Source organism: Deinococcus marmoris DSM 12784, assembly GCF_000701405.1.
Taxonomy (GTDB): Bacteria; Deinococcota; Deinococci; order Deinococcales; family Deinococcaceae; genus Deinococcus; species Deinococcus marmoris.
The window spans coordinates 15,739-29,787 of record NZ_JNIV01000019.1; the positions used below are offsets into that span (position 1 = coordinate 15,739).

The 14,049-nt window shown below is 64.8% G+C and carries 13 protein-coding genes; 8 read left to right on the forward strand and 5 right to left on the reverse strand.

Annotated elements, in window-relative coordinates; translation table 11 throughout:
* The first annotated feature begins 38 nt into the window (after window positions 1-38).
* The 5 genes from mnmG to parB all read left to right on the forward strand — a co-directional run bounded on the left by mnmG (window position 39) and on the right by parB (window position 4,701).
* On the forward strand, window positions 39-1,847 hold the full coding sequence (gene mnmG / locus Q319_RS0106245; RefSeq protein ID WP_029481218.1) for a tRNA uridine-5-carboxymethylaminomethyl(34) synthesis enzyme MnmG: 1,809 nt from the start codon (window positions 39-41) through the stop codon (window positions 1,845-1,847).
* A gap of 115 nt (window positions 1,848-1,962) precedes the next feature.
* Window positions 1,963-2,283 carry a hypothetical protein gene (locus Q319_RS0106250; protein ID WP_029481219.1) on the forward strand — a complete coding sequence of 107 codons (321 nt, stop codon included), beginning with the start codon at window positions 1,963-1,965 and terminating at the stop codon, window positions 2,281-2,283.
* Window positions 2,280-3,029 carry a 16S rRNA (guanine(527)-N(7))-methyltransferase RsmG gene (rsmG, locus tag Q319_RS0106255; RefSeq protein ID WP_029481221.1) on the forward strand — a complete coding sequence of 250 codons (750 nt, stop codon included), beginning with the start codon at window positions 2,280-2,282 and terminating at the stop codon, window positions 3,027-3,029. The genes Q319_RS0106250 and rsmG overlap by 4 nt, the downstream gene beginning before the upstream one ends.
* An 87-nt stretch (window positions 3,030-3,116) precedes the next feature.
* On the forward strand, window positions 3,117-3,866 hold the full coding sequence (locus Q319_RS0106260) for a ParA family protein (RefSeq protein WP_029481222.1): 750 nt from the start codon (window positions 3,117-3,119) through the stop codon (window positions 3,864-3,866).
* Window positions 3,850-4,701 carry a ParB/RepB/Spo0J family partition protein ParB gene (gene parB / locus Q319_RS0106265; RefSeq protein ID WP_029481223.1) on the forward strand — a complete coding sequence of 284 codons (852 nt, stop codon included), beginning with the start codon at window positions 3,850-3,852 and terminating at the stop codon, window positions 4,699-4,701. Before Q319_RS0106260 ends, parB begins: the two co-directional genes overlap by 17 nt.
* 59 nt (window positions 4,702-4,760) lie before the next feature.
* Here the strand turns inward: parB and Q319_RS0106270 are convergent, their stop codons facing one another.
* Both Q319_RS0106270 and Q319_RS0106275 read right to left on the reverse strand, forming a co-directional pair.
* Window positions 4,761-6,149 carry a VanW family protein gene (locus Q319_RS0106270; protein WP_029481224.1) on the reverse strand — a complete coding sequence of 463 codons (1,389 nt, stop codon included), beginning with the start codon at window positions 6,147-6,149 and terminating at the stop codon, window positions 4,761-4,763.
* Between the two features lie 44 nt (window positions 6,150-6,193).
* Entirely contained in the window at window positions 6,194-7,213 is a 1,020-nt protein-coding gene (locus Q319_RS0106275; protein ID WP_029481225.1) for a YpdA family putative bacillithiol disulfide reductase, read from the reverse strand.
* Between the two features lie 176 nt (window positions 7,214-7,389).
* On the opposite strand from Q319_RS0106275, the gene Q319_RS25395 reads away from it, so the two are divergent.
* Window positions 7,390-8,082: a hypothetical protein gene (locus Q319_RS25395; RefSeq protein WP_029481226.1), complete on the forward strand. Its 693-nt coding sequence runs from the start codon at window positions 7,390-7,392 to the stop codon at window positions 8,080-8,082.
* A gap of 18 nt (window positions 8,083-8,100) precedes the next feature.
* Here the strand turns inward: Q319_RS25395 and Q319_RS0106285 are convergent, their stop codons facing one another.
* Complete coding sequence (locus Q319_RS0106285) at window positions 8,101-9,831, reverse strand: ABC transporter substrate-binding protein (RefSeq protein WP_029481227.1); 1,731 nt, start codon at window positions 9,829-9,831, stop codon at window positions 8,101-8,103.
* A 165-nt stretch (window positions 9,832-9,996) separates the two neighbouring features.
* Here Q319_RS0106285 and Q319_RS0106290 point away from each other — a divergent pair, with 165 nt between their 5' ends.
* Window positions 9,997-10,608 carry a hypothetical protein gene (locus Q319_RS0106290; RefSeq protein ID WP_051655152.1) on the forward strand — a complete coding sequence of 204 codons (612 nt, stop codon included), beginning with the start codon at window positions 9,997-9,999 and terminating at the stop codon, window positions 10,606-10,608.
* 84 nt (window positions 10,609-10,692) lie between these two features.
* Here Q319_RS0106290 and Q319_RS0106295 read toward each other — a convergent pair whose 3' ends face one another.
* Both Q319_RS0106295 and Q319_RS0106300 read right to left on the reverse strand, forming a co-directional pair.
* Entirely contained in the window at window positions 10,693-11,169 is a 477-nt protein-coding gene (locus Q319_RS0106295; protein ID WP_029481229.1) for a hypothetical protein, read from the reverse strand.
* A 79-nt stretch (window positions 11,170-11,248) separates the two neighbouring features.
* Entirely contained in the window at window positions 11,249-12,412 is a 1,164-nt protein-coding gene (locus Q319_RS0106300; RefSeq protein ID WP_029481230.1) for a pyridoxal phosphate-dependent aminotransferase, read from the reverse strand.
* Window positions 12,413-12,632: 220 nt separating this feature from the next.
* Here Q319_RS0106300 and Q319_RS0106305 point away from each other — a divergent pair, with 220 nt between their 5' ends.
* Entirely contained in the window at window positions 12,633-14,039 is a 1,407-nt protein-coding gene (locus Q319_RS0106305) for an MFS transporter (RefSeq protein ID WP_245619008.1), read from the forward strand.
* Window positions 14,040-14,049 lie beyond the last annotated feature (10 nt).

Here is a 14,049-nt window from a genome sequence, read left to right on the forward strand (position 1 = left end):
TCACCGTTCCGGTGCATGGCCCCAGATACACTCAATGGGTGAATGGCTGGAATGTGATCGTGATCGGTGGGGGCCACGCTGGCCTGGAGGCGGCGTGGGCGGCGGCCAAATTCGCGCGGGTGGGTCTGCTGGTGGGTAATCCGGCTACGGTGGGGCGGATGCCCTGCAACCCGGCGGTGGGCGGCCCAGGCAAGAGCCAACTGGTCTTTGAGGTTCAGGCCCTGGGCGGTCTGATGGGTCGTCTGGCCGACGATACCGCGATCCATACCCGTGTTCTGAATGCCAGCAAGGGGCCAGCCGTGCAGTCCCTGCGTGTGCAGAACGAGCGTGATGCCTACGCCGAACGCGCCCAGGACGTGATTCTCGGTCATTCTGAAATTGACGTGATCCGTGGCGAGGCCGCTGATCTGGAACCCGACGGTAAGGGCGGCTGGCTGGTTATCACCACCGATGGCCGCCGTCTTCCCTGCCGCAGTGTGGTGATTGCGGCGGGCACGTTCATGCGGGCCATCACCTGGTATGGGCGGCAGTCTCGTGCGGAGGGGCGGCAGGGCGAGCCACCATCGCGTTTTCTGTCGGCCCCACTGGAACGGGCTGGGCATGTGCTGAAGCGTTTCAAGACGGGAACGCCCCCGCGTGTGCGGGCCGATTCGGTGAACTTCTCTGCCCTGCTGGAGATCCCGGCTGATCCACAGCCCCGTGGTTTCACTGGCATACCCGGACCACGCGCCCAGGAGTCGCCCACCTGGCAGACCCACACCACCCCCCAGACGCATCAGCTCATTCACGACAATCTGCAAGAGTCCCCGATGTTCTCCGGCGATATCGAGGGCAAAGGCCCCCGCTACTGCCCCAGCATTGAGGACAAGGTGGTGCGTTTTGCCCACCATGACCGCCACCTGTTGTTTGTGGAGCCGGACGGCATTCAGACCAGCGAGGTGTATTTGCAGGGGTTCAGTTCCTCGCTGCCGCCGTATCTGCAAGATCAACTGGTGCGGACCCTCCCCGGTTTTGAGAACGCGGTGGTGCAGCGTTATGCCTACGCCGTCGAATACGACGTGGTGGATTCCACCGAACTGAGCCTGAATATGGAATCACGCCTGCTGCCCGGCGTGTTTACCGCAGGCCAGATCAACGGCACCAGTGGGTATGAGGAAGCGGCGGCGCAGGGTCTGGTGGCTGGGACCGCAGCCGCGCGACGGGCGCTGGAGCTGAAGACGGAACCCATTGGGCGGGAAACGGGTTATATCGGTGTGCTAATCGATGATCTGGTGTTTAAGGGCAGCGACGAGCCGTACCGCATGATGACCAGTCGCGTGGAACACCGCTTGCTGGTCCGTCAGGACAATGCCGACGAACGCATGACGCCGCTTGGGCACGGGCTGGGTCTGGTGTCGGACGCCGAGCTGGTACGGGTGGAGGCCAAATATCAGCGCATTGCTGGGGGTATCGCTGCTCTTGCCGCACAGAGAAGCAACGGCCAGACGGGTGACGCGTGGCTCCGCCGTCCCGAATTCCATCTGGCGGATATCGAGGCACTGGGCATCTCACTGCCAGCAGATGTGGATGCCTCAGAACGTGAAGCAGTAGAAATCCGCGTGAAGTACGCGGGCTATATCCAGCGCGCCCGCCTTCAACTCGATTCGGATGCCCGTGCCAGAGATCTCAAGCTGGAGGGGCTGGATTACGCCGCCGTCCTGTCGCTGTCCAATGAGGCCCGCGAGAAGCTGGGGCGCACCCGCCCAGGCACCATCGAGCAGGCTGCCCGCATTTCCGGGGTGCGACATGCTGATATTGGGGCGTTGCTGGTGCATCTGAAAAAGCAGGGCGTTTCACGGGAAACTTGACGGTGAAACAAGACCTGCCCTCTTGGCGGACTTCGGTTCGCCTTTACTCTGCCTGCCTCTTGACGCGCACTGTGTTTCACGGGAAACTTGACGGTGAAACAAACGGGGGGCGCGGTTGAATACATTTGAAGAGGGACTGCTGCTGGGTATCCTGATCGGCGAGGGCCATTTTGGGGGCGACGGTAAGCAGCCACAGATCACGCTGCGGATGCACACGCGGCATCAGAAGCTGTTCGAGACGATGGTGCGGCTGTGCCCAGGGTCCAAGCTGTACGGTCCCTACGAACACGGCGGACGAAGTTATTACCAGTGGATGGCGAGGGGGCAGGTTTTGCGGGAAACGCTGCTGCCCCTGCTGGACCGTCTGCCGCTGGAAAGCATCGATGGGCATGTCTTTGAGCGTTACAGCGATATGAAAGTGAGGTACGGCTTATGAACCGCGAGGGTCTGGATTTATTGCAGCAGGGCGCAGGCGAACTGGGGCTGAAGATCGAACCACAGCTTCCTGCCTTCGAGCGCCTGTTTGAGCTGCTTCAGGAAGGCAACACCCGTCTTAACCTGACGGCACTCAAGACGGAAGAGGACATCGTTCTCAAGCATTTCGTGGATTCGCTGACCTGCCTGCGGGGAAACTACCTGGAGGGGGCGCTCAGTGTTCTCGATCTGGGAACGGGAGCAGGATTTCCCACCTTCCCCCTGGCGCTGGTCAGGCCGGAGCTGCACTTCACGCCTGTCGATTCCACCCGCAAGAAGATTGATTTCGTGCGGGAGACTGCGGCGCAACTCGGTCTGGATCAGGTCGTGCCGCTGGTGGGCCGGGCAGAGGCGCTGGGACGGGACCCAGAACACCGGGAGCAGTATGACCGCGTGGTGGTGCGCGCCGTGGCCTCGCTGCCGGTGCTGGCCGAGCTGGCCCTGCCCCTGTTGCGTGAAGGAGGGCTGCTGGTGGCGCAGAAAGGGGACATTACCGCCGAGGAGCTGAATGCCGGACGGCGCGCGGCAGGCGAGGTGGGCGGCAAGGTTCAGGTGGTGGACCCATTTGAATTACCCGTTCTGGGTGACGCGCGGACCCTGATCATCATCGAGAAACTCAAGCCCACGTCCTCCAAGTACCCCCGGCGCGAGGGCCTTCCCACGGCTCAACCGCTGTTCTGGAACGCAGCGCCAAAGCAGGCACGCTAAAGTGGACCCCAAAGGTGAGGTTGACTTGATGGAAGACGGGCGAAACAGAGGGCTGCACGGTTGCAGGCCACACAGTAGGGCAGCGCAATGAAGGTGCTGGGTCTGGTGAACCAGAAGGGTGGGGTGGGAAAGACCACCACTGCGATCAACCTCGCGGCCTATCTGGCGGCAGGGGGGCGCAGGGTGCTGCTGCTTGATATGGACCCCCAGGGCAATGCCACCAGTGGGCTGGGACTGCGCGGCGCGGAAGTGGGACTATACGAGGCGCTGGAAGACCCGGCCCGCGCTGCCGAATGCATCCGCCCCACCGATCAACCGGGCCTGGATATCCTGCCCGCCACTCCTGATCTGGCCGGAGCAGGTGTGGAACTGGCCGACGATCCCGACGCCCTGAGCCGCCTGTTGACCACTCTGGGCGACTATGACCTGATCCTGGTGGACGCGCCGCCCTCGCTGGGGCCGCTGACCGTCAATGTGCTGGCTGCCGCCGACGCCCTGCTGATTCCCTTGCAGGCCGAGTATTACGCGCTGGAAGGTCTGGCAGGGCTGATGGAAACGGTGGAGCGCGTGCAGGGCGGCCTCAACCCGCGCCTGAAGGTGCTGGGCGTGGTGCTGACCATGTTCGATGGGCGCACCAATCTGGCCCAGGAAGTCGAGACGATGGTGCGCCAGCACTTCGGGGAACTGGTGTTCTGGTCCGTGATCCCACGCAACGTGCGCCTGTCGGAAGCGCCCAGCTTTTCCAAGCCGATCAACGCCTTCGCGCCCCTGTCCAGCGGTGCGGCGGCCTATAAACGGCTGGCCGAGGAGGTGATGTCGCGTGTCGAAAAAATCTAGTCTGGGCCGTGGGCTGGACGCCCTGCTGGCCCGTCCGGTGGCCGAGGCGGCGGGTACAGTCAGCTCCGGGGGAGTGCAGACGCTGGACATCAGCCGCATCGTGCAGGCCGCCTACCAGCCGCGTCAGGTCTTTGATCCGGGTTCTCTGGCCGAACTGGCGCAGAGCATCCGCGAGCAGGGCGTGTTGCAGCCGCTGCTGGTGCGCCCGCGCGGCGAATCCTTCGAGATCGTGGCCGGGGAGCGGCGCTGGCGGGCCAGCCAACTGGCCGGGCTAGGGGAACTGCCGGTGATCATCCGCGATCTGGGAGACCGTGAGGCGCTGGAAATCGCCATCGTCGAGAACCTGCAACGCGAGGATCTAGGACCGCTGGAAGAGGCGCGGGCCTATCAGGCGCTGCTGGACCACGGGCTGAATCAGGAGCGGGTGGCGCAGGCGGTGGGGAAGGGCCGCAGTACCGTGTCCAACGCCCTGCGGCTGCTGACCCTGGGGGAAGGCGCGCTGCGGGCGCTGGACGGCGGCCAGATCAGTGCCGGACACGCCCGTGCGATTCTGGCCCAGCCGGACGCGGACCGCGCCTGGGCGCTGGAGCAGATCACCTCGCGCGGTCTGAATGTCCGTGAGGCGGAGGCGCTACGCCGCGAGAGCCGCACCGCTGCACCCATCAAGGTCAATCCGCCGCGCACCTACCGTCAGTTGGAGCTGGACCTGAGCCGCCGCACCGGCACCCGCGTCCGCATCACCGGGGAGGATAAGGGAAAGATAGAACTGAATTATTCTTCCCGCGAGGAACTGGACCGGGTGTTGGGCCTGCTGGGTTTTGAAGCCGAGGAATAGCAGAGACAAAAGGGGAGAGGGAGAGGCGTTCAAACCTCTCCCTCTCCGTTTAGCCCTGCTCAGCGGCCTGTGCCGACCAGGAAGATATTCGGCCAGGGGCGGTAGCTGCTCTTCAGCGTGTCCTGCCGGATGGTCTTGCCGTCCTTCACCAGTTTGCGCGTGACCTCGATCACTGCGCCGGGGGCGGCCCAGTCGATCTGCTTGCGCTGCCCGGCAGGAACCGTCGCGTCGGGGATCAGGCGGTCAGCGGGCGCGGGCGTGGAGCTGAGTGTCTTCGGTTTGCCGATCTCCACGGTGAAGTCCCGCGCCTTGCCGAACACGCTGATGCTCAGGCTGGCGGCCTCGTCGTCCCATTCGGTCTGGAACCACAGCGCGCCCCCTGTATCGTTGGCGAACTTGAGGTCCAGACTGGGCTGGTAGATGGTGGCATCCAGCCCCTGTGGATCGTAATAATGCACCTGGTACGAGTGGTTCTGGCGCTGGGCGATGGGCAGCCCGGCCCCGTACAGGGTGCGGAACAGCGTGGTGCTGACCTGACATATGCCGCCGCCGACGCCGCTGGCCGTGCGGTCCCCGGCGATGACCAGCCCGGTCACGTACCCGTTGCGGGAGGTCACGGGGCCGACGAACTGGTTGAAAGAAAAAGTCTTGCCCTCGAACAGCCGGTCACTGAAGTTCTTTGCGCCCACATGGATATTGGTCACGCGGTCCTCGCTGCTGCCGTAGTAATTGGTCTCACCGGTCCCGAGATGTGCAGTGATTCCTTTAGAGAGGAAGAAATCCAGCGTCTGCTTGGGCGGTGTCTGTCCTTTGACCACCACACTGGCCTTGACCCCCCTGGGATCTTTGATGGTGGCCAGGACATTGGCGCGGGTTGCCTCCAGGTCGATCTGGAGGCCGTTACGCTGCACCACTGCCCAGCCGTCCCACAGTTCCTCGAATCGGGCGTCCTGCGCTTTTCCCGACAGCCCATTCACGAAGGTCTTGAGATCAGCGTCCAGACTGGCTGAGACGCCGCCTTTCTGGCGGATGAGGGCCATGCGCGGGCCAGGAATGGTGAGTGTGCGGGTCAGCGGCACCGTGGTTTTTTTGCCGCCCACCAGAGCCGGGATGGTGGTTTCCACATTGATCAGCAGCGGTGCTTTGAAGGCAGGTGCCTTGATGGGCGCTGGCGTCGGCGCAGGCTGGGGCACTGGCTCCGGCGTGGGGGTGGGCTGCGGTGCGGGCGGCTCTGGCACAGGTTCGGGAGCAGATGCTGGCTCTGGCACGGGCGCAGGTTCGGGAACAGACGCAGGCTCCGGTGTCGGGGCGGGCAACGGCTCTGGGGACGTGGGCTGGGCGGGCAGTGGCAGTGCCGGGATGGACGGTATCTGGGCGATGCCCTGACCCAGCGCCGCCGTCAGAACTACGGCACCCAGGCCCAGGCGCAGGCGAAATTTTGACCTCATACCGTCAGTATCCCACGCACCGGTTGACCGTCTGTGAGGGGGCATCAGTGCGCCTGCAATTCCGCATGTCCGGCCAGCTGCCGCGCGATTTCGGCCACTGCCAGATCCGCATGGTGGCGTCCGTTCTCGATGAAGACCTGATTGGTCCTGCCCGCAAAACCTGCGCTGCCCACCACGAACAGGCCCGGCGTGCTGCTGGCGTAATGCTCGTCCAGCACCAGACAGGCGTCAGGCTGCTGCGCCAGATTCAGGCCCTCTAAAAAAGACAGGTCCGGGCGGTAGCCGGTCAGGGCGAAGGTGAAATGGGTGGGCAGCTCGAAGGTTTCGCCGTCCTCTCCCTCCACCCTCACGGTGTCCTGGCCGATGTCCACCACGCGCGAATTGAACTCTGCGGCGATACTGCCCTCCTTGATCCGGTTTTCCAGGTCCGGGCGCACCCAGTATTTGATGGTGCTTTTCAGCTCGGGGGCGCGGACAACCATCGTCACCTTTGCGCCGCCGCGCCACAGGTCCAGCGCCGCGTCTGCCGCCGAATTGCCCGCGCCGATCACGGTCACGTTCAGGCCCATGAAGGGGTGCGCCTCGGTGTAATAGTGGCTGACGTTGTCGCTGTCCTCGCCGGGGATGCCCAGGTGCAGGGGGTTGTCGTAATATCCGGTGGCCACCACCACGCGCCGGGCCTCCACGGTGTCCGGCGTGCCGTCGCGGCGCTCGATTTCCAGCGTGAATCCCGCCGGGGCAGCGTGAACCGCCGTCACCGAGGTGTACTGCTCCACGTTCAGCGCCTCACGCTGGGAGACCAGCCGGTAATACATCAGCGCGTCGCGGCGGTCCGGCTTGTCGTGGCCCGTCACCATAGGGTGGTTGCCGATTTCCAGCTCTGGGGCCGTGGTGAAAAACGACATGTACGTGGGGTACTCGAAAATGGCGTTGACCACGCAGCCCTTTTCCAGCACCACGTAGCTGAGGCCCGCGCGTTTGCAGGCGATGGCGGCGGCCAGCCCCACCGGGCCAGCGCCGACGATGGCGACATCGAACAGATCAGAGGGAGGGGCGAGATTCATGTCCCCATTGTGTCAGCCGCACACAGACGACACCGTGAGATTTATAGACGGTTGGGTCGGTAGGGGAGGGGAGAGGCAAAACGACAAACCCGGTCACGGGCCGATCATGCCTTCCCGTTTATTCTTCAGATCAGCGTCCAGCGTTCCTCTCCGGCTGGCCGCCCCAGGAGCCGTCCATGACCATGAAATCCGCATCTGCCCAGCATAGAAACCTCGCCCTCAGCGCCCTGATCGTGCTGGGCCTCGGGGCATCCGCCAGCGCCCAGAACGTGCAGAGTTCTCTGCCAGTTGTCGTGAACGGCAAGGCGCACGCGACGAAAGCCGTCGTGGTCGGCGGCCAGACCTACGTGCCCCTCAGTGTCCTCAAGGAACTGGGCATCGCCTCGGCGGTCAGCGGCGGCACCCTGAGCGTCGGGATCACGGGCGGGGCCACCCAGACCCGCGCGCTGGAGGGCTGCCTGAAACAGGAGCTGTTCAACGGCAACTGGCGCGTGACGGTGCAGAGCGCGGCCTTCACTCCGGCCAGAACAGGCTTCAACACAGGCTGGACGGTGGACGTGAAATACGCCAACGCCAGTGCCAGGCCCAATAAACTGTTCGTCAACAGCTTGCAGCAACTGGGCGGTGATCCGATCATCCTGGTCTTGAAAGACGGAACGCAGCTCACGCGCACCGGCTCAAGCTCCGGCGGAACGGAACAATTTGCCCCGGCCTCGCCCAGAACCCTGAGCTATTTCTTCAGCCGCCCCAATTTGCAGGAGGACAACCCGCCCGTCAAAATGCTGCTGCTGTTCCGCGAGAAGCCCGCCGTGGGGCAGTACACCGTGGCGGACCCCAACATGCGCTTTGACCTGACCTGCAAGAAATAGCCCTGGGCAGACCCGGCCCTACTTTTTACTCAGCTCCCGCCACAGCGTTCCGGTGAAGCCAAAGCTTCGCATGGGATTGTAGGCGGCGGCTGACGCGCCCTGAAGGTTGCTGCGAACGGGGCGGATGTTGGTTTCGGCAGGCAGCACGATGAACGGACTCTGCTGGTAGGCGCGGTCCGCCACCTGCCTGTACAGCCCCGCGCGGACGGCGGGGTCCACAGTGGCCCGGGCCTGAACCAGCCAGCGGTCCACGTCCGCGTCTTTCCAGTTGTTGGTGGGGTAGAAAAAGCCTTCAGAGCTGTAGAAGGTGTACACGAAGTTGTCGGGATCGGCGTAGTCCGCGCCCCAGCCCATCGGCAGCATGATTTCCAGGCCCTGCTGCATCTTCTTGGACTGCTCGGCCCACGGTTCCTCAATGATATTGATGCGGAATCTGGGGTTCAGGGCCTCCACGTTGCGCTTGAGCAACTCCAGCGCCACCTGTCCGGCGATGTGCCCGGTGCGGTAATTGGCGTTGATGATAAAGCCGTTCTTCCAGACCTCGCCGCCCCTGGCCTTCTCGAACAGGGCCTGGGCCTGCGCCGGGTCATAGCTGTAGGTCTTGGTCCCCTTGGAATAGCCGGGAAAGGTGTCGGGCAGCAGCATGGTGCGCTTGACCGCCTTGCCGCGCTGCACGTCGCGCATGTATTCGTCGTAATCGAAGGCGTAGGCGAAGGCCCGGCGCACGTCGGTATCGGCGAAGAAGTTGGCGGGGATGCCCTTGCCGTCCAGTTTGCCGCTGCCCAGCGCCGCGCCGCCCTTGATGTTGTTGTTCATGAACAGGGCCTGCGCCCCGGCACTGGGCAGATTGTCCAGCACGGTCACGCCGGGCTTGCCCTTCAGTTGCGCCTCCACGTTGGTGCGTGTTCCGGCCTCGATCAGATCCGCGTCGCCGCGCAGGAACGCCTGCTGGCGCACGGCCAGTTCGCCCACCTTCTGCATGATCACGTTGGAAATGGCCGCTTTGCCGCCCCAGTAGCTGGGAAAGGCGGTCAGCAGGATGTTGTCGGCGTCGCGGCGCAGCAACTGGTAGGCCCCGGTGCCGCTGGGCTGGGCGCTCAGCTTGCTGCCCGACACGTCCTTGCCCACCCACACCTGCCAGGTGGCCTCCGTGCCATTCCACTCGCCCAGTTTGGCCGCCCATTTGCTGTCCAGCACGCCCATTCCAGCAAAAGCCATCTTCGCCATGAAGGCCGGGTCCGGCTTGGGCAGCTTGAAGACCAGTTGGCCCTGTGCGTTGCAGCTCACGGCCCCGGCAATGCGCGCCCAGGTGACGCTCTTATCAGTCTTGGCGTTGTCGCGCGTGCCCAGCAGCGAGTCGCTGATAAACCAGTTGGCCGATTCGGCGCTGTTGGTCACCAGATCGCGGCGGTAGGTGTACTGGGCGTCCGCGCAGGTCATCGGGTTGCCGCTGTGGAATTTGACCCCTTTTCGCAGGCTGACTGTCAGGGTCCTGCCGCCGTCCGTGTAGGTGGGCAGCGCCGAGGCCAGCAACGGCGTCATCTGGGTCAGGCTGGCTCCCTTGTAGGTCCACAGCGTCTCGTACACGTTTTCCAGCACCTGAAGGCTGAAGGTGTCGTAGGCGGCGGTGGGGTCCAGCGTGGTCACAGTGGCGGCCTGCTGGATGACCAGCGTGTCCTTGGGCGCGGCGGCCAGAGCAGCGGAACCCAGCAGGGCAAGGGTCAGGGGAAGAATGTGGAATGACGTCATGGCAGACCTCCGGGTAAAGGGGAACAGGGGAAGGGGCTATAGTCCAATTTGTAGCGCCTCTTACTATGCCTGCCCTGTTCGGAGAGGGCAAGCTGCCGTCCCCTCTTATCCTGGACAGCCGCCTCCATCTCGGCACCGCCTGAAAACCTCTCAAGGATGTGCCCCATGAAACGAAATACCCCTGCTCTGATCGCCCCCGCCCTGATGGCCCTCGCTACCGCCAGTTTTGCTCTGGCCGCCAGCTACAGCAGCGTCAACATCACACTCAAGCAGGAGCTGGGGGACCTGACGCTGGCTGGCAGCAGCAGCGCCTCACCCGTCATGGGCGTCCGCAACCCCACCATCAAGAACGGCGTGGCCTACGTGTCGGCCTCGCATTCGCTGGGCGATTGGGCCATCGGATTGAGTCCAAAGTTGCCAATCAACCTGACGGTTCAGGCCAGTCAGGGCGAGAGCAGTCTGGACCTGCGGTCGCTGAAGCTGCTGGGCCTGCAAGTGACCCAGAAACTCGGCAGCCTGCAATTGAAGCTGCCTGCTGCCAATCTGAAAGCGGCAGTGCAGCAGTTACAGGGAGACCTGACCGTCACCCTGCCGCCGAACACAGGTATTCGCCTGGAGGTCAAGAAATTTACCCAGGGAGCATTGGTCATCAACGGCAAGACGGTGGCCGACGGACTGGAGTTTGACGGCATGTACCAGAGTGCCAACTTCGCGACGGCTAAATATAAGGTTGATCTGGCTGTGACGATGGAACAGGGGAACCTCACCGTCAAGTGAACCTCTGATCCGCCCGCTCAATTGAAAACCCCCGCCCGTAAGTTGGGTGGGGGTTTTCAATGCTGGTTAAAGTGCTGGTTAAACTCAGGGCAGGCGGTAGTTCAGGCCGATGCGGGCAGTGCTGCCCAGGCCGACGCTGGTGGTGTTCGCCCCGCTGCCCACGCGCACGTAGGCTCCGGCATTGCCCTCGACGAAGACGCTGAGCGGCGCGGAGATGTTGTAACGCAGGCCCAAGGTGGCGTGCGGATAGACGCTCAGGCCCACGTTGCTGCCCAGCCCTGCACCTGCGCCCAGACCGACGCCGTAGTACGGGGTAAAGCCGCCCAGTGAGCTGGCTGCGGCGAAGTCGGCCAGGTAGTCCACGCTGGCGTTGACGGACAGGGCATTGAAGTTAAAGTTGATGGCGTCCAGGTTCAGGCCGTAGCGGATGGCCGAGTTGCTGGTCAGATCGTTCTGGTAATGCACGCTCAGGCCGGAGCCGACGGAACCGCCGACATACGTGGCGGCGGAGGCGGAGGAAACGGCGGCGAGCGCCAGGAGGGTCAGGGCAGCTTTCTTCATAAGCTCACCATAACGAGGTTGCCCTGGTTGTAAAAGGTGAGGCCCTTTACAGAAACGAACAGTGGCCTTTAGGGCTTACTTATTCTTTGGGGCCTGTCTTGCTTTTTTGAGGGGCTGGCGTGACCGCCGAGAGCCGTTCCAGCGCCCGCGCGATCTCGTCCCTTGATTTGCAGAAGGCGACGCGCAGCAGGCCCTGCGGCGCGGGGTGCTGCCAGTAGAACGCCTCGCCGGGAATGACCGCGACGCCGCGTTCCACCAGCGTCTCGGCGCTCCAGTCGGGATGCAGCGCCGTGAGGAAATAGGTGCCGCGCGGCATGAACACGGTGGCCCCCAGACCGCGCAGACCGTCTGCCAGCAAGGTCTGCCGGGCGCTGTATTCGGCACGAAGGCCCTCGTAAAAGCCCTCGGCACGGGCGAGCGGAAGGGCTGAGGCTACCGCCGCCTGGAGGGGCGTGGGCGAACAGAACGATCCCTGCTGGCGCACCCCGGCGATGTTCGTGGCCACGCCTGCCCCAGCTTCCCCAGCAGGGCACGCGATCCAGCCCACGCGCCAGCCGGTGGCCTCCAGCCGCTTGCCCGCGCTGCCCACGGTAAAGGTACGTTCGGGGGCCAGTTCCCGCATGGAGACGGGCCGTTCCCCGAAATACAGTTCGTCGTAGACCTCATCGCTGATGATCCACAGGTCATGGGTGCGCGCCAGGATTACGATCTCCGCCAGTTCCTCGCGGGAAAAGACTGTGCCAGTGGGGTTATAGGGGCTGTTCAGCAGCAGCGCCCGTGTGCGCGGCGTCACGGCGGCTTTCAGGGCCTCCAGATTCAGGGACCAGCCGCCCAGCTCGCTCAGGGTCATGGGGACCGTGACGGGCACAGCCCCGGCCAGCAGCGTCTGGGGCACGTACACGTCGAAGACCGGCTCCAGCATCAGCACTTCATCACCGGGGCCGTACAGCGACAGGGCCAGCACGTTCAGGGCCTCGGTTGCGCCGCTGGTGACGATCACGTCCGCGCCGTCCACCCCCAGGTCCGCGCCGATGGCGTCGCGCAGGGCGGGCAATCCGGCGGGGGGGCTGTACTGGTCCATCGTGCCCACCGCCCGCCGCGCCGCTTCAAGCAGGAAGGCCGGGGGAGAATCGGCGGGAAAGCCCTGGCCCAGATTGACGGCCCCGTACTGCGCGGCCAGGCGGCTCATGCGGGCAAACACACTCTCCCGCGAGGCGCGGGCGCGGGGCAACAGTTCGGGCATGGTTCAGTGTGCGCCTGTGGGACGGTGGGCAGGGGAGGGCGGGTCAGACAGGGCCGGAGCAGGGGCTGCCGGACACGTGCCTGAAAAACGGGTCTAAAAATACTGGGCCTCTGGCCTGGGCCTGGAGTGCGCGGACTGGCTGGACGGCAAAGGCCACATTCCTCTCCTACCGCCGCAACGGCCACAGCCCGCCGCCCCCGACTGTGCGAGGATGCGCCCCGTGAGCAGCGCCGTATCCCCCGATTCCACCCCTCTTCCGGCTGTGCCGCCCACCCTGAGCCTGGGGCTGGTGCTGGTGGTGCTGATCGTCGCCTTTGAAAGCATGGCCGTCAGTACGGTGCTGCCCCGGGTGGCCGAGCAACTGAACGGGCTGGCCCTGTATGGCTGGGCCTCCAGCGCCTTTTTGCTGTCCAGCCTGTTCGGCGCGGTGCTGGGCGGCGTGCTGGCGGACCGGCGCGGGCTGGCCTACGGGGCAGTGCTGGCGCTGGTTCTGTTCGCCTTTGGCCTGCTGGTGGGGGCGGCGTCTCCCACCATGCTGATCTTCGTGCTGGGCCGCCTGATTCAGGGCCTGGGTGCAGGCGGGCTGGCCGCGCTGCCGTGGGCCGTCATTTCTACCCGCTACCCCCCGCAGGCCCGCGCAAAGATGCTGGCTGCCATTTCCAGCGCGTGGCTCCTTCCAGCTTTAATCGGCCCGCTGATCGCCAGCGTGATGGCCGATACGTGGTCCTGGCGCGTGGTCTTCTGGGGACTGGTGCCGGTTCTGGTCGTCAGCGCCCCGATGTGCGTGCTGCCGCTGCGGGTGCGTGTCCGGCAGCCGCAGAAGGGTGAGGCCGCGCTGGGCAGCCGCCGTGTCCTGTGGGCCGCACTGGCGCTGGCCGTCTCGGCAGGGGCGCTGGTGGAAGGTCTGCGCCGCGCCGACATCCTGGGTCTGCTGCTGGGCGCAGTAGCCCTGATCGGCGTGGGCCTCAGCACCCGCGTGCTGTTCCCAGCGGGCCTGTGGCGCTTTAAAAGTGGCCTGCCCAGCGCCCTGATGGTCCGGGGGCTGGCGGCTTTCGCCATCATGGGCACCAGTTCCTTTCTGCCGCTGGCCCTGAACGAGTTGCGCGGCCTGACGCTGACCGGGGCGGGCATCGTGCTGTCGTTGGGCGGCGTGACCTGGACCCTGGGGTCGTGGATTCAGGCGCGAATAGAGGACGCGCGCGGCGAGGCGTCGCGGCCCGCCCGCATCCGCGCTGGCCTGAGCGGCGTAACTGTCGGAGTGGCCCTGACCGCCCTGGGTGTGCTGGGCGTGGTGCCACTGTGGGTGATCTACCCCAGTTGGGTGCTGGCCTGCCTGGGCATGGGCATCGGCTACACCAGCGTTTCCCTGTTCGCCATGTCCAACGTTCGCCCGGAAGGCGCGGGGCAACTGTCCGGGCAACTGGCCAACATTGAATCGTTGATGGTGGCGCTGGCCGCAGGCGTGGGCGGCGCACTGATCGCCCGCGTACGCCCGCTGGACGGGGCCTTCACGCTGGCCTTCGCGGTCACGCTGCTGGGGGCGGTGCTGGCATTGGCGGTGGCCGGGCGGCTGTGGGCCGGACAAAAGGGAAAGGTGGGGGAAGAAAAAGAGGCGAACCTCGTTTGAGGATCGCCCG

What these genes read in the sequence shown, in the direction of transcription:
- Q319_RS0106295 (WP_029481229.1), bottom strand. Translation starts at nt 11,169, where the DNA reads ATGAAGAAAGCTGCCCTGACCCTCCTGGCGCTCGCCGCCGTTTCCTCC.
- Q319_RS0106260 (WP_029481222.1), top strand. Translation starts at nt 3,117, where the DNA reads ATGAAGGTGCTGGGTCTGGTGAACCAGAAGGGTGGGGTGGGAAAGACC.
- Q319_RS0106285 (WP_029481227.1), bottom strand. Translation starts at nt 9,831, where the DNA reads ATGACGTCATTCCACATTCTTCCCCTGACCCTTGCCCTGCTGGGTTCC.
- Q319_RS0106300 (WP_029481230.1), bottom strand. Translation starts at nt 12,412, where the DNA reads ATGCCCGAACTGTTGCCCCGCGCCCGCGCCTCGCGGGAGAGTGTGTTT.
- Q319_RS0106275 (WP_029481225.1), bottom strand. Translation starts at nt 7,213, where the DNA reads ATGAATCTCGCCCCTCCCTCTGATCTGTTCGATGTCGCCATCGTCGGC.
- Q319_RS0106290 (WP_051655152.1), top strand. Translation starts at nt 9,997, where the DNA reads ATGAAACGAAATACCCCTGCTCTGATCGCCCCCGCCCTGATGGCCCTC.
- rsmG (WP_029481221.1), top strand. Translation starts at nt 2,280, where the DNA reads ATGAACCGCGAGGGTCTGGATTTATTGCAGCAGGGCGCAGGCGAACTG.
- Q319_RS0106270 (WP_029481224.1), bottom strand. Translation starts at nt 6,149, where the DNA reads ATGAGGTCAAAATTTCGCCTGCGCCTGGGCCTGGGTGCCGTAGTTCTG.
- Q319_RS25395 (WP_029481226.1), top strand. Translation starts at nt 7,390, where the DNA reads ATGACCATGAAATCCGCATCTGCCCAGCATAGAAACCTCGCCCTCAGC.